The organism is Xenorhabdus sp. Sc-CR9 (assembly GCF_963897815.1).
GTDB lineage: Bacteria > Pseudomonadota > Gammaproteobacteria > Enterobacterales > Enterobacteriaceae > Xenorhabdus.
In genome coordinates this window covers 12,846-27,279 of sequence record NZ_CAWQTY010000033.1, presented here as the reverse complement: position 1 = coordinate 27,279, position 14,434 = coordinate 12,846, and the positions used below count along the sequence as shown (strand labels likewise).

General features: G+C 47.1%; 12 protein-coding genes. 11 read left to right on the top strand and 1 reads right to left on the bottom strand.

Features of this window, described 5'->3' with window-relative positions; translation table 11 throughout:
- The first annotated feature begins 2 nt into the window (after nt 1-2).
- Both AACQ81_RS01725 and AACQ81_RS01720 read left to right on the top strand, forming a co-directional pair.
- On the top strand, nt 3-704 hold the full coding sequence (locus AACQ81_RS01725) for a tyrosine-type DNA invertase (protein ID WP_237386068.1): 702 nt from the start codon (nt 3-5) through the stop codon (nt 702-704).
- A gap of 325 nt (nt 705-1,029) precedes the next feature.
- Nucleotides 1,030-6,777 carry an inverse autotransporter beta domain-containing protein gene (locus AACQ81_RS01720; protein WP_237386067.1) on the top strand — a complete coding sequence of 1,916 codons (5,748 nt, stop codon included), beginning with the start codon at nt 1,030-1,032 and terminating at the stop codon, nt 6,775-6,777.
- An 84-nt stretch (nt 6,778-6,861) separates the two neighbouring features.
- Here the strand turns inward: AACQ81_RS01720 and suhB are convergent, their stop codons facing one another.
- Entirely contained in the window at nt 6,862-7,665 is an 804-nt protein-coding gene (gene suhB / locus AACQ81_RS01715; RefSeq protein ID WP_237386066.1) for an inositol-1-monophosphatase, read from the bottom strand.
- 125 nt (nt 7,666-7,790) lie between these two features.
- Here suhB and trmJ point away from each other — a divergent pair, with 125 nt between their 5' ends.
- The 9 genes from trmJ (at nt 7,791) to iscX (ending at nt 14,382) form a co-directional block, all read left to right on the top strand.
- A complete protein-coding gene (trmJ, locus tag AACQ81_RS01710; protein ID WP_237386065.1) occupies nt 7,791-8,531 on the top strand; it encodes a tRNA (cytosine(32)/uridine(32)-2'-O)-methyltransferase TrmJ in 741 nt (246 codons plus the stop codon).
- Between the two features lie 163 nt (nt 8,532-8,694).
- Nucleotides 8,695-9,189 carry a Fe-S cluster assembly transcriptional regulator IscR gene (iscR, locus tag AACQ81_RS01705; RefSeq protein ID WP_237386064.1) on the top strand — a complete coding sequence of 165 codons (495 nt, stop codon included), beginning with the start codon at nt 8,695-8,697 and terminating at the stop codon, nt 9,187-9,189.
- 65 nt (nt 9,190-9,254) lie between these two features.
- Entirely contained in the window at nt 9,255-10,469 is a 1,215-nt protein-coding gene (locus AACQ81_RS01700; protein ID WP_092550175.1) for an IscS subfamily cysteine desulfurase, read from the top strand.
- Nucleotides 10,470-10,493: 24 nt separating this feature from the next.
- Nucleotides 10,494-10,880: a Fe-S cluster assembly scaffold IscU gene (gene iscU / locus AACQ81_RS01695; protein WP_237386063.1), complete on the top strand. Its 387-nt coding sequence runs from the start codon at nt 10,494-10,496 to the stop codon at nt 10,878-10,880.
- An 84-nt stretch (nt 10,881-10,964) separates the two neighbouring features.
- Nucleotides 10,965-11,288 (top strand): iron-sulfur cluster assembly protein IscA, encoded by a 324-nt coding sequence (iscA, locus tag AACQ81_RS01690; RefSeq protein WP_237386062.1) that lies wholly within the window; start codon nt 10,965-10,967, stop codon nt 11,286-11,288.
- Between the two features lie 94 nt (nt 11,289-11,382).
- Nucleotides 11,383-11,904, top strand: coding sequence for a co-chaperone HscB (gene hscB, locus AACQ81_RS01685; protein WP_237386061.1), 522 nt, complete (start codon nt 11,383-11,385; stop codon nt 11,902-11,904).
- Between the two features lie 84 nt (nt 11,905-11,988).
- Nucleotides 11,989-13,836 carry a Fe-S protein assembly chaperone HscA gene (gene hscA, locus AACQ81_RS01680; RefSeq protein WP_237386060.1) on the top strand — a complete coding sequence of 616 codons (1,848 nt, stop codon included), beginning with the start codon at nt 11,989-11,991 and terminating at the stop codon, nt 13,834-13,836.
- Nucleotides 13,837-13,838: 2 nt separating this feature from the next.
- Complete coding sequence (fdx, locus tag AACQ81_RS01675) at nt 13,839-14,174, top strand: ISC system 2Fe-2S type ferredoxin (protein ID WP_092550160.1); 336 nt, start codon at nt 13,839-13,841, stop codon at nt 14,172-14,174.
- 13 nt (nt 14,175-14,187) lie between these two features.
- A complete protein-coding gene (gene iscX / locus AACQ81_RS01670; protein WP_237386059.1) occupies nt 14,188-14,382 on the top strand; it encodes a Fe-S cluster assembly protein IscX in 195 nt (64 codons plus the stop codon).
- Nucleotides 14,383-14,434: the final 52 nt, after the last annotated feature.

The following is a 14,434-nucleotide window of genomic DNA, read 5'->3' as shown; positions in this document are numbered from 1 at the left end:
CCATGCTAAAACGTAAGTACCTGACTCAGCCTGAGATAGAGATTCTGCTCAGGGAGTTGGGCAAGCATGCCCATGCGGAACGTAATATATGTATGATGTTTATGTCTTTTATTCACGGCTTTCGAGTTTCTGAACTGTTGAGTCTGAAACTGTCGGATGTGGATTTGGATGGCAGAAGCCTGCGGGTACAGCGGCTGAAAAATGGCTTTTCTACCATTCACCCTATGGTACAACGTGAAGTCCAGCTTATTCGTCACTGGTTGGTATATCGACAGAATTATTTATCAAAAGCTCCGCCACACCAACAATCCGGGGAAGAGGCAGACTGGTTGTTTCTCTCCCGCAATGGTCAGCGCATGTCGCGGCAGCAGATGTATAAAATCATCCGGCAGACCAGCCAGAAGGCCAGATTGTCGATTTGCGCGAATCCGCACATGTTGAGGCATGCCTGTGGTTATGCACTGGCGGACAATGGTGTCGATACCCGTTTGATTCAGGACTATTTAGGCCACCGTAATATTCGTCATACTGTCCGTTACACTGCGAGTAATGCGGGTCGCTTCGAGACGATATGGGATCAAAAAGGAAAACGCGCTTACTTGACAATTAGTACCAAACTGTCAAGTCACCTAAAATGGCTCTTCTTAACTTTAGTTTATGTTTTTCTCCATCGGCAAAAATCAACTCAGCTTATTGATTCTTAACTAATAAATTTTCCTTGTTTTTTGTCTTTCCTGACGATGCCAGTCAATTTATTTCTGATTGATTTTTCTATTTATTTTCCCTCCCTTACATAGTATTCGATATCGAAAGAGTAATTCCCTGCATTGATCAATCTTCAGTGGTCATTTTGTCTATCAATCTTGTTTTTTTGGATAAATCCTCCTTAGTTGACAGTTTGGTACTAATTGTCAATTCATCTGGTGGATAACAACACATGTGGATAGCAACACCGCTCTGGGATGAGTCAATAGCACTGACGTCTGAGACGTCCGTCGAGGATAATGTTGATTCAGAAGGTTGATAAACATGCTAAAGAAACAAGGTAAGCAGTGGACAGATAAACAGCGGCATCGCCTCAAGCAAATGGCCTGGATAAATATTTTTGCGCAAGTGGCCTTCCCTGTGGCGGGAGCGTTTACCCCCGCCTTGGCGATAGCCAAAACAGAACATGTTGCACAAGAAATACAGCATCATCAGCAAATCCGGTCTTACCGTCTGATGGCTGGCGAAAGTGTCAAAACCGTTTCCAAGCGGCACGGCATGACTGTTTCGGCGCTGAAAAAACTGAACCAGCACCGGGCGTTCAACAAGCCGTTCTCCGCGCTGGGGGCCGGCGATGAGATTGAAGTGCCTCATACCAGCACGGATAAGTTACTGTCGGAGAGCCTGACACGTGCATCGGCCGTCAGCCAGCCTGAACACGGCAACACCGAACACTGGCTGGCAGGAGCGGCTTCCCATGCCGCCGGTATGCTGAAAAGTGGCAACATTGTGGACAGCACCAAAAACCAGTTACGCGGCATGGCACTCAGTGAGACCAATCAGACAGTGCAGAACTGGCTGCAACGGTACGGCACGGTCAAAGTGCAGGCCAATATGGATGACCGCGGGCGACTGGAGGGAAGCCAGTTTGATATGCTGTTGCCGCTTTATGACACCGAAAAACAGATGGCCTTTACCCAGTTTGGCCTGCGCCATATTGACAGCCGCACGACTGCCAACGTCGGGCTGGGGCAGCGCCATTTTCTTGATAGCGCCCTGTTAGGCTATAACGCGTTTCTTGACCACGACATTACCCGTGACCATACCCGTTTTGGCGTCGGGGCAGAATACGCCCGTGACTTTATGAAATTCGGGGCGAACGGCTATTTTCGTGCCAGCGGCTGGAAAGACGGCAAGAAACTGCACGATTACGAAGAGCGCCCTGCCAACGGGTTTGACGTTCGGGCAGAAGGCTATATTCCGTCCTATCCGCAATTGGGCGGCAAACTTATCTATGAACAGTATTTCGGGGATGAAGTTGGTTTGCTGAGCGAAGAGCGTCGGCAGAAAAACCCTGCCGCCTTTACGCTGGGTGCCAATTATACCCCCATTCCATTGGTGACGTTAGGGCTTGACCGCCGGCAGAGTGCCTCCGGCGGCGGGGAAACTTTGTTTAATTTCGGTCTGAACTATGAAATCGGCACCCCATGGTCAAAACAGGTAGATCCCGATGCCATGGCCTTTAAGCGCAGTCTGCAAGGCGGACGCTATGATTTAGTGGAGCGCAATAACCAAATCGTGCTGGAATACCGTAAAAAGCAACTGATACGCCTGATAATGGAAAACCAGATAAGCGGGCGCGGCGGAGCCGTGATGCCGCTGAATGTCAGTGTCAGCGCCAAGCACGGCCTGAAAGAGATTGTCTGGGATACTGCGGCGCTGGTGGCCGCCGGCGGCAAGCTGGAAAATGCCAGTACCCGTACTGCCGGTTTTGCGACTGAATCCGTGCGTGGCGGCACCCATTACCTGCTGACCCTGCCGCTGTATCAGGAAAAAGGCAACAACATCTACAGCCTGTCCGGTATTGCCTATGACACACAGGGCAATGCGTCTGAGCGGATGGAAGCCCAGATTATGGTAGTGGCATCCGCCGTCAATCCGGGTGGCTCCGGCTTTGAACCCGCCAACAAATCCATGGTGGCTGACGGTAAGAGCCAAACCATTATCCGCCTGAAACTGACGGATAATGACGGAAAGCCGGTCAGCGGCGCGGCGGGCAATATCACGTTTGGCGAGGATAAAAGCTTACTCACTGGCAGCGGCAAGGACAAAGATCCCGTACTGGGGAGTGAAATCCGCGAAGTGCCGGCAGGCAGCGGCATTTATGAAATCACTGCCACCGCGGGCACCAAAAACGGCAAATGGAGCCTCACACCAACAGTGGACGGACATGCCCTGACCCCGACAGTGGTTGATTTTGGGACGTCGCTGTCAGAGATGATTGATACGGATAAAACTGAATTTAAACCGGCAAACGGGACACTGAATCAGGAAGGAGACAGTACTGAGATTATCCTCAACCTGAAAGGCAAGGATGGCAACCCCATCACGGGTGTGGCAGATAAAATCAGGCTGACTGATGACAAAAGTGAGTTGTACGGTCAGGCACCCAACCCGACATTGGGTGACATCCGCGAAGATCCGCCCGGTAGCGGCACCTACAAGACCAAAGTGACTGCGGGCAAGAAAAAAGGCATCTGGGCACTCACCCCAGTGGTGGATGGCAAAGAGCTGAAACCCACCCACATGACTTTTGGACAGTCACTGGCGGACATTGTGGATATCCAATACTCAGCCTTTACCCCGGCCACCAACGTGCTGACTGCCAACAATGAAGACAACACTATCATGACCCTGTACCTGAAAGACAAGGATGGTAAACCCATTCCGAACGCCAAAGACAGTATTACGTTCGAAAACAATGGTGACCAGTTGACGGGCGACGGAAAAAACAAGCCGACTATCGATAAAGTGTGGGAAGAGCCGGAAAACAGCGGAATTTACAAGGTGAAAGTCAAGGCGGGTGACAAAACCGGCCAGTGGAAAGTCATCACTAAGATAGACGGTAAGCCACTGGAGACGCCGACCGAAATCACTTTCGGCACCTCAATCGCGGATCTGATAGATCTTAACAAATCTGAGTTTATTCCGGAAAAAGGCAAACTGCCGAATAAGGGGGATACCACTGTTATCCGGCTGAACCTGAAAGACATCAATGGTCATCCGGTCACTGGCGTGGAAGACCATATCAACCTGATACCGGATAACCATGAGCTGTACGGCAAGGGGGAAATGCCCACTCATGGCAAGGCCAAAGAAGTGCCACCGGGCAGCGGGATCTATGAAGTGCCCGTCACTGCCGGCGAAAAGCAGGGACAATGGGTTCTGACACCAGAGGTCTTCGGTAAGAAAATGAAACGTCCGGCTACCGTTGACTTCGGGCAAACACTGTCAGAAGCACTGGACTCACAAGGTTCCACCGTTGCACCGACGGATGGCAGCAATGCCCTGCCTGCGGATGGTATCTCCACTAAAAAAATTCGCATTGAGCTGAAAGATAAGCAAGGCCATCCATTGACTGGTGCGAAAGACAGTATCAGGGTAGCTGGTATTGGTGGGCTTAAAGGAGAAGGCAAAGATCCGCAAATAGGTGAAATCAGGGAAGTCTCTGAGGGAATTTATGAAACTGTTATTACCGCGGGTAATAACACTGGTAACTGGACGCTGGTTACCACCGTGGACGGCACGGATATGAAGAAAGAGACAGTGCTTGAGTTCGATACGCTTAATGCTCCTTCGATCAGTCAATTAATCGTGATCGGCAATATGGAATTGGGCGGGCAGCTAAACGCGATTTATCAGTTTGAGCCTAATGGCGGGAATGATGACGACCATTCGTTCTTTGTCTGGGGTGCAGAGAATACGACCGCGGAGAAGGCGAAGTCGCTGGCCAAGGCTGCTGATATCAAAGAGGGAAAACTGTCCCGGATTCAAGTCACCCAAGAAGGATTAATGCAGTTTGGCAATGTGACAAAAAGAGGCAAAGTACCTGTTTATACTATTCCGCCAGAGGCCAACGGCAAGATACTCGAATTGTCAGTACTGGCGGCTAATGCGGTAAACATTGGGGAAAGCACCGTCAACACGGTGGTATTACGTAAAGGAGAACCCGGTAATCAGGTCAAGGGCGGCAATAATCAGGGGGGAGTGGCTGATCCGAGCGCCAAACCGAGCATCGACAAGATTGTCTTGAGCGGTGATTTGGAAATCAATAAACCCCTGACAGCGACCTATACCTTTAATGATAACGGCGGGGATGCGACAGATAATTCCCAGTTTGTCTGGCATGACAAGGAAGAAGCGCCACAAGATTTTCAGCCAGTACCGGACACATCCGGTATCCTGACGAAAAATCTGGTACAGGACGATGCCGGGAAAACCATCGCCATTACGGTTAAGCCCATTAATGGTAAGCAAGGTACTGGGGAGCTTAAAATGGTGGATACAGGCATCATTGATCCCGACATTAACAAAACCGTATCCAAGGGGGGAAAACTGGGGACTATCCTTGACCCTGCGGCGAAGCCCGCCATAGAGGATCTGATGCTGAGTGGTAAACTGTACATTGATGAAGTATTGACCGCAAATTATACCTTTAACCCCCAAAATGGCGATATCACAGATAACTCTGAGTATGTCTGGAAACGTTTTAAACCCGGATCAGTTCAGCGGGAAGATGTATTGGATCCAGAAGCCAAGGGAATTGTAGACGGGAAAAAAATCCCGAGTGGAAAAATAACTTCCTATACTCTGGGGAATGATGATATCGGCAAACTGTTAGAACTCACCATTACACCGAAGAACAGCCTTAATGGGACTGGCGAACCTGTCGTGATCAATACAGGGCTGGATAATTCTGTGCTTGAAGGCGGAGACAGCCAAGGTGGCATAATTAACCCAACTTTGGGACCTATCATTGAAGGATTAACCATTAACGGTACGTTGGAAATGGGGAAAACCCTTACCGGTTCGTATATCTTTAAATCTAATGGTGGGGATGACAAGGATAATTCGATTTTTGCCTGGGGTATCAAATATCCGGCATCCGCTGATCCGAATGCCCCTAAGTCACCGGAAGAGTCAGTATCCGATTTAGGTCAGGATCCAGTCCATGTTATTAAACCAGATAAGAGTGAGTCGGTGCCTGAGTATACTCTGCAACCCGAAGACAGTGGCCGGATTATTCAACTCGCGATGGTTCCCCGTAACATATTAGGTATACGCGGTGAACAAGTTGCAACGGATACCAAACAGGAAACTCAAAAAGGTACTGTCACGGGCGGTAATTCGGATGGCACCATAAAAGGTGTTGCGGGTGATTTCGGGATAACCTCAAATAAAACTGAAGAGGATGCCGATGGCACTCCAGCGGTTAAAGTGAAAAATACTGACTCTGATCCTATTAAGTTCACCATCAATACTACAGGAGCAGATGGAAAATCCGTTGGCGGTGTGCCTGTGACCATCAAGATGACCGCCATGAACCGTCAAAAAGCTTCGGACAAAGCCACGGTAAAATTGGATGCGCAAAAAGGAAAACTGGAGGGTAAAGACAATGCTTACAGTGGTTATACAGACGAAAAAGGTAATCTCGTTATCAATATGACAGATCCTAACGGTATTGGAACAAGGACAACGCTTTCAGTAAAAGTTAATGACGGAGCCAATCTCCCACCCAAAACATGGGATGTTATTTTTACCGTGATTACCAGCCCAGATACGGATAGGGCCAACTATTGGGGACATATGGAGGAAACGATTAAGATTGGTAATTATTCATTCTATCGGCCACACTTGAGTTCGGAGATGCGGGCTGGAGGAATAAATAATTCTGAAATAGCTGATAAGTATAATAATCATGAATCATGGGGCAAAATAAGATGGAATAGGACAAGTAATTATTGCCAGAAGACCTTTAATGCGTCTCTGCCCACTATTGCAATAGCAAGAGAATTGGCTGAACATAATTTAAGTACTCCCCAAAATAATTTGTATACTGCATATGGTTGGCCAGTTAATAATACTGTCAATTACCCTATCTGGACTTCAGAATATGCTCCACAGGCGCCAGCCAATATAGCCGTTGTAAACTTAGTTAATAATATTACTGGGCATAGTGGCAGTAGTAATTCCGATGGTGGCGGTCTGTATATTCCTATTTGCCGCAAATAAAAATCTCATAAAAATTTCAGGGCACTTTAATTGCTGCCCTGAAACCGACATTACTCAAATCATATTTATTTTATAATTAACGAATTAACGTTTCAGTGCTTCCGTTAATTCTTCGCGCATGTGAGACAAAATGTCTTTAACAATACGCGGACTGCCTGCAACGATGTTGCCGGAGTTGATATGGTTATGACCACCGACGAAATCAGTGACGATACAGCCGGATTCACGTACCAGCAATTCTCCGCCCATGAAATCCCATGGTTTCAGACCAATCTCGAAGAAACCATCTACACGTCCGGCAGCAACATATGCCATATCCAGTGCCGCAGAACCTGTACGACGGAAGTCTGCACAGCGGTCAAATAATTTACCCAGCACATTCATGTAAGGGATAGTGTGCTGTTTTGCTTTGAACGGGAAACCAGTAGCAAGAACAGTACCTTCCAGATCGCGGGCCTTAGAACCACGCAGGCGATAACCGTTCAACTGAGCACCCTGACCACGTGTTGCGCTGAACAGTTCATTACGCATTGGATCGTAAACCACGGCCACTTCAGTGCGTCCTTTAATGCGCACGGCAATGGAAACAGCAAAATGTGGGAGACGTTTAATAAAGTTGGTGGTGCCATCCAGTGGATCGATAACCCATTGGAAATCGTCTTCTTCACCTAAATGCTCACCGCTTTCTTCGGTGATAATAGTGTGTTTAGGATAAGACTTGCGAATAATGTCGATGATCAGCGCTTCTGCTTCACGGTCAACATTGGTGACGAAATCGTTACTGCCTTTTTGGCTTGCCTCTACGGCATCAGGGGTTTCGTAGCTCTTGGCAATATAGTTGCCGGCTTTACGCGCTGCGCGTATAGCAATGGTTAGCATCGGATGCATGGGGTATCTTCCACCAGGATTTTAAAGAACGGGAAACAAATCGGCGCGCAGTATAGCAGTAGTTCGGCAAAATGACTAATGCTGTGTTAAGATATTCGACTCTTATACCGAATCTAAAAGCCGTCATGTTAGAGAATATCCGCATTATTCTGGTAGAAACTTCCCACACGGGTAACATGGGATCAGCCGCCAGGGCCATGAAAACAATGGGATTATCCAATCTGTATCTGGTGAATCCGCTTATTCAACCTGATTCTCACGCCATCGCGCTTTCAGCCGGAGCAAGTGACGTCATTGGTAATGCAATGATTGTAAATACGTTGGACGAAGCATTAGCAGGGTGTGAATTGGTTATCGGAACCAGTGCCCGTTCACGCACCCTTTCCTGGCCAATTGTCGAACCACGTGAATGTGGTGAACGCTGTGTCAAAGCGTCCAGCCGCTCGCCGGTTGCGATTGTATTTGGCCGGGAACGTGTTGGCCTGACGAATGAAGAACTGCAAAAGTGTCATTATCACCTTTATATTCCAACCAACCCGGAATATGGTTCTCTGAATCTGGCAATGGCTGTACAATTGGTCAGCTATGAAATTCGCATGGCACACCTTGCATCTCAGGATCAGGAACAGCCAGACAAAGCCTCTTCTTCAGAGCATGAAACTGAGTATCCACCTATCGAAGATATGGAGCGTTTTTACCACCATCTTGAGCAGGTATTGAGTGAATCCGGCTTCATTCGCAAAGCGCACCCTGGTCAGATAATGAACAGGCTGAGACGACTGTATACCCGAGCACGGCCAGAAACTCAGGAGTTGAATATCCTGCGTGGTATACTGACTTCTATGGAGAAATGGGATAAAAAATAATTTAAATACAGATGGTTAGTGTCGCGAGAAACAACCGGGAAACACAGGTGAAGAAGATGAAGATCAATCAAATAATAGTTGAGTAAAATAGTAGGTTAAATAGTTGACTAAAATACTCAGGAATGTCACAATTTGACCTATATTTCACCATGGAGTTTTTGTTATGAGACTGACATCAAAAGGACGTTATGCGGTAACTGCCATGCTAGATGTGGCGTTGCATTCACAAGAAGGGCCGGTACCATTAGCCGACATTTCTGAGCGTCAGGGAATTTCACTTTCCTATCTGGAGCAGTTATTCTCCCGCTTACGTAAAAATGGTCTGGTTTCTAGCGTCCGTGGTCCGGGTGGCGGTTATTTGCTGGGCAGAGATGCAGGCAAGATTTTCGTTGCCGAAGTTATTTCAGCTGTTGATGAATCAGTTGATGCGACTCGTTGTCAGGGCAAGGAAGGTTGTCAGGGCGGTGACCGTTGTTTGACTCATGCTTTATGGCGTGATCTCAGTGATCGTATTACGAGTTTCCTGAGCAGCATCAGTTTAGACGAATTAGTGAAGCACCAAGAAGTATTAGACGTAGCTGATCGTCAAGACAGCGATAAGCGACGTACACCTAACGGCAGACCTCAAGAGACGATTAACGTTAACCTGCGTGCGTAATCTTGTGGCAAACACTTGTTGTAGCAAATAAAAGTATTAAAAGTGTCTTACGGAGCATGTGAGCAATGAAATTACCCATTTATTTGGACTATTCAGCAACAACACCAGTTGATCCGCGTGTTGCTGAAAAGATGATGAATTATCTGACAATGGACGGGATTTTTGGTAACCCAGCTTCCCGTTCCCACCGTTTTGGCTGGCAGGCTGAAGAAGCGGTTGATATTGCGCGTAATCAAATTGCTGATTTGATTGGTGCAGACCCGCGTGAAATTGTGTTCACTTCAGGCGCTACAGAATCAGATAACCTTGCTATTAAAGGTGCTGCAAAATTTTATCAGAAAAAAGGCAAGCACATTATTACCAGCAAAACTGAACACAAAGCGGTTTTAGATACTTGTCGCCAGTTGGAGCGTGAAGGTTTTGAGATAACTTACCTTGCACCAATGAGCAATGGCATGATTGATCTGAAAGAGCTGGAAGCCACCATGCGTGAAGATACAATTCTGGTTTCCATCATGCACATCAACAATGAAATCGGTATTGTTCAGGACATCATGACCATTGGCGAAATGTGCCGCAGCCGTGGCATTATTTTCCATGTCGATGCAACCCAAAGTGTGGGTAAATTGCCTGTTGACCTCAGCAAACTGAAAGTTGATTTGATGTCTTTCTCAGCTCATAAGCTTTATGGCCCGATGGGTATCGGTGCGTTGTATGTCCGCCGTAAACCCCGTATTCGTATTGAAGCCCAGCAACACGGCGGTGGTCATGAGCGCGGGATGCGTTCAGGGACATTGCCTGTTCACCAGATTGTTGGCATGGGTGAAGCTTACCGTATTGCTAAAGAAGAACTGGAATCAGAAGCACAGCGCCTGCGTGGTCTGCGTCTGCGTTTGTGGAACGGTATCAAAGATATTGAAGAAGTTTACCTGAACGGTGATTTGGAACTGGGAGCACCACACATTCTAAATGCCAGCTTCAACTATGTTGAAGGTGAGTCATTGATGATGTCATTGAAAGATCTGGCAGTTTCTTCTGGCTCAGCATGTACTTCCGCGAGCTTAGAACCTTCTTATGTCCTGCGTGCATTGGGCATGAATGATGAACTGGCACACAGTTCTATTCGTTTCTCTTTGGGGCGTTTTACCACAGAAGAAGAAATAGACTACGCAATCAAGTTGATTCACGACGCGATTGGTCATTTGCGCGATCTTTCTCCATTGTGGGAAATGTTCAAACAGGGTGTGGATATCAGCACCATCGAATGGTCTCATCATTAATCAGACGGTTTCAGGAGTAACGAAATGGCTTACAGCGACAAAGTAATTGATCACTACGAAAACCCACGTAATGTTGGCTCATTCGATAGTGAAGACCCTTCAGTTGGCAGTGGCATGGTAGGAGCACCGGCTTGTGGTGACGTCATGCGTCTGCAAATCAAGGTCAACGATGCAGGCATCATTGAAGATGCACGCTTTAAAACCTATGGCTGTGGCTCTGCGATTGCATCCAGCTCTTTGGTCACTGAATGGATGAAAGGTAAATCGTTAGAACAGGCTGAGGAAATTAAAAACACTCAGATTGCTGACGAGTTAGAACTGCCACCAGTGAAAATTCATTGCTCTATTTTGGCAGAAGACGCGATCAAAGCCGCTATTGCTGATTACAAAAGCAAGCGCCAAGCCAAATAACTCTTTTCGCAAAAAGAATAGAAAATAATTCTGGTGGATATTGATTCAATATCCACCTTTACTAGTTTTAAAGTGAGGTGTTGTATGTCAATTTCCCTGACAGAAAGTGCAGCCCAACGTATTTTGTCCTTCCTCGACAATCGGGGAAAAGGTGTCGGGTTGCGTTTGGGAGTGAGAACATCCGGCTGCTCAGGTATGGCATATGTGCTTGAATTTGCTGATGTGGTTAATGAAGAAGATCAAATTTTCGAAGATAAGGGCGTGAAGGTTATCATTGACGGTAAAAGCATCCTTTATCTTGATGGTACGGAGTTGGATTTTGTTCAAGAAGGCCTGAACGAAGGCTTTAAATTCAACAACCCCAACGTTTCCAGCGAATGCGGCTGTGGGGAAAGTTTCCACGTTTAACCCCGTTTTTTGACTCCGCACTTTGCGAAACTATGTACTTTACGAAACTATGTAATTTGCGAAACCATGTAATTTGCGAAATCAAGAGTAACTTATGGACTATTTTACTTTATTTGGGCTGCCTGCGTGTTATGCGATCGACCGTGAACTGTTGGCAACCCGTTATCAGGAATTGCAACGTCAGTTTCATCCTGATCGTTTTGCCACCCAGCCAGAACGTGAAAAAACGCTGGCACTTCAACAAGCCGCAACTATCAATGCTGGCTACCAGACGCTGAAACATCCCCTGAAGCGCGCAGAATATATACTGTTTCAACAAGGATTCGATCTATCCAACGAACAGCACACGATGCAGGATACCGTTTTCTTGATGCAGCAGCTGGAGTTGCGCGAAGAGCTTGATGCCATTGAGCATAGTTCAGATCCAGAAACAGCGCTATCCGGTTTTTCATCTCGCCTGAATAAAATGATTAAAACTCGTAGTGAGCAGATGGAACAGCAGTTAAATGCTGCCGAATGGTCAATTGCAGCCGATACAGTCCGTAAATTACGCTTTTTAGATAAATTGCAACAGCAGGTTGAACAACTTGAAGAACGGTTGCTGGATGATTTTTAGCTAAATGGCATTGATTCAAATAGCTTTTGGCTGAATGAATTTCAGCTGAATAAGTTTCGGCTGAATAGATTTAAAGAGGCACACATGGCTTTATTACAAATCAGCGAACCTGGTTTATCTGCTGCACCGCATCAGCGTCGTCTGGCTGCGGGGATTGATCTTGGCACAACTCACTCTCTGGTTGCGACTGTCCGCAGTGGTCAGGCGGAAACCCTGGCAGATAGTGAAAACCGTCACTTGCTTCCTTCCGTTGTACAATATTGCAAAGAAGAGATTCTGGTTGGTTGGCAGGCCCGCCAACAGGCTGCATCAGATCCTGTCAATACTGTGAGTTCAGTCAAGCGTATGATGGGACGCTCTTTGGCTGATATTCAGAAGCGTTATCCCAATCTGCCATATCAGCTTCAAGCGAGTGAAAACGGCTTGCCGTTGATTAATACTGTAGCGGGTTTGGTCGATCCTATTCAGGTTTCTTCTGAAATACTCAAATCGTTGACACAACGGGCAGAAGAAACCTTGGATGGTAAACTTGATGGGGTTGTTATCACAGTTCCTGCTTATTTTGATGATGCACAGCGTCAAGGGACCAAAGATGCCGCACGTTTGGCGGGATTGCATGTTTTGCGTCTTTTGAATGAACCGACAGCCGCAGCCATTGCTTATGGTCTTGATTCCGGTCAGGAAGGCATCATTGCTGTTTATGATCTGGGCGGTGGAACTTTCGACGTCTCTATTCTCCGCCTCAGCCGGGGTGTGTTTGAAGTGTTGGCAACAGGGGGCGATACTGCGCTGGGCGGTGATGATTTTGATTGGCTATTGGCAAATTGGATTCGTGAGCAGGCTGGCATTATTGATAACGATCACGGATTGCAGCGTCAAATATTGGATATTGCCACTCAAGCCAAAATTACCCTGAGTGAAGCAGATAGCGCGGAAATCAGCATTGCTGGCTGGCAAGGTAGCATTACTCGTACTGAATTCAATGAGCTGATTACGTCTCTTATTAAACGCACCCTGCTTTCTTGCCGCCGGGCACTGAAAGACGCGGGCGTAACGGCAGATGAAGTCCTGCAAGTTGTTATGGTTGGTGGTTCAACGCGAGTGCCATTTGTGCGCAGCATGGTGGGTGAATTTTTTGATCGAGAGCCTTTGACCTCTATTGATCCGGATAAAGTAGTGGCTGTGGGTGCAGCAATTCAGGCAGACATTCTGGTCGGAAATAAACCTGACAGTGAAATGCTGTTATTGGACGTGATTCCACTGTCACTTGGCTTGGAAACAATGGGTGGATTGGTTGAAAAAGTCATTCCACGTAATACCACTATTCCTGTCGCAAAAGCGCAAGAATTCACCACATTCAAAGATGGTCAAAGCGCCATGAGCATCCATGTGGTGCAAGGCGAAAGAGAATTGGTCAATGATTGCCGTTCACTGGCGCGTTTTACACTGCGCGGTATTCCTCCGTTACCGGCTGGTGGTGCGCACATTCGCGTGACTTTTCAGGTCGATGCCGATGGTTTGCTGAGTGTCAGCGCATTGGAAAAATCCACCGGTGTTGAGGCTTCCATTCAGGTAAAACCTTCCTATGGTTTATCGGATGAGGAAATTGCCCGTATGCTGAAAGATTCTATGGCTAATGCGCAGGACGATCTTGAGGCACGTAAATTGGCTGAGCAAAAAGTTGAAGCAGCCCGGGTTCTGGAAAGCTTGACGAGTGCGCTGGAAAAAGATGCTGATTTGCTGAGCGAAGAAGAGCAGGTTGCCATTGATGCAGCTGTGCAAATATTAATTGACAGTGCTCAGGGAACGTCCCCTGATGCGATTGAAAGTGCAATTAAACAATTGGACAAGCAAACGCAAGAATTTGCCGCGCGTCGTATGGACACATCAATCCGCCGGGCTTTGGCGGGTCACTCTGTGGATGAAATTTAATTATGCCTAAAATTGTATTTTTACCTCATAACGAACTTTGCCCCGAAGGTGCAGTATTGGACGCACAGGAAGGCGAATCAATTCTGGATGTTGCACTGCGTAATGGAATTGAGATTGAACATGCTTGTGAAAAATCTTGCGCGTGTACCACTTGTCACTGCATCGTCAGAGAAGGGTTTGACTCACTGGAGGAAAGCTCTGAACTGGAAGACGACATGCTGGATAAAGCATGGGGGCTTGAGCCTGAAAGTCGTTTGAGTTGTCAGGCCAAAGTGACCGATGAGGATTTAATTGTTGAAATCCCTAAATACACCATTAACCATGCACGTGAGCACTGACGGAGAACGGAAAATGAAATGGTCTGACAGCCGTGATATTGGCGAAGCACTGTATGATAAATTTCCGGATTTGGATCCAAAAACAGTGCGGTTCACCGATATGCATGAATGGGTTTGTGAACTGGATGGTTTTGAGGATGATCCACAGAAATCCAACGAAAAAATACTGGAAGCTATTTTGTTGGTATGGCTGGATGAATATGAGTAGCGTGAAATTTGCTTAAGACAAAAAATGCGCAACCTCACTGATCCTTGCTCAA